This is a genomic window from Moraxella sp. (assembly GCF_024227015.1).
Classification (GTDB): Bacteria; Pseudomonadota; Gammaproteobacteria; order Pseudomonadales; family Moraxellaceae; genus Moraxella.
This window is the reverse complement of sequence record NZ_JAAELD010000010.1, coordinates 1-585: the sequence shown is the minus strand read 5'-3', so window position 1 is coordinate 585 and position 585 is coordinate 1. Positions and strand designations below refer to the sequence as shown.

The 585-nt window shown below is 44.4% G+C and carries 1 protein-coding gene; it reads right to left on the bottom strand.

All coding sequences use genetic code 11. The features are described from left to right. The coding region (locus GY683_RS00150) for a histidine kinase dimerization/phospho-acceptor domain-containing protein (protein ID WP_297286831.1) at window positions 1-585 on the bottom strand (585 nt) is incomplete at both ends.

The window sequence follows — 585 nt, the reverse complement described above, 5'->3', positions numbered from 1 at the left end:
TCATCTTCTACGCTGACAAAGGCGATATTTCTATGAATGCCTGCACTTACAATGATTGTACTGTTAGCATAACGCAGGGCATTACCCGCCAAGTTTTGTACCACTCGATGCAAATAACGTCTGTCCGCCATGGCGACCACTTTTTGGGCAGGGGCGTTGATTTTAATGGTGATTGGCTTGTCTAATGCATTGGTTTCTCGCTCAATCTGCTCAAGTAAGTCTTTTAGGCAGATCATTTGCCAGTCCATTTGTGGCGAGCCTTCTTCAAGTTTGGCATAAGTCAAAATTTCATCAATCAAATCATTAAGCGACTCAATGTCTTCATCGATGTAATTTTTTTGGCTTTGGCGTGACTCATAGTCGTCATCATCAGCGAGCATATCCACCGCAAAGCGAATGCGAGCGACAGGCGTTCTAAGCTCATGTGATACCGCCCTTGTCAGTTCTCTTTGCGACTGAATCAGGCGTTTGATGTGTTTGGTCATGGAGTTAAAGGCAGATGATAAGCGAGCAATATCATCACTACCGACCACTTGTACACTGGTTTCTAGATCGCCTTTTGCTACTTTATTGACCCCAGCTTGT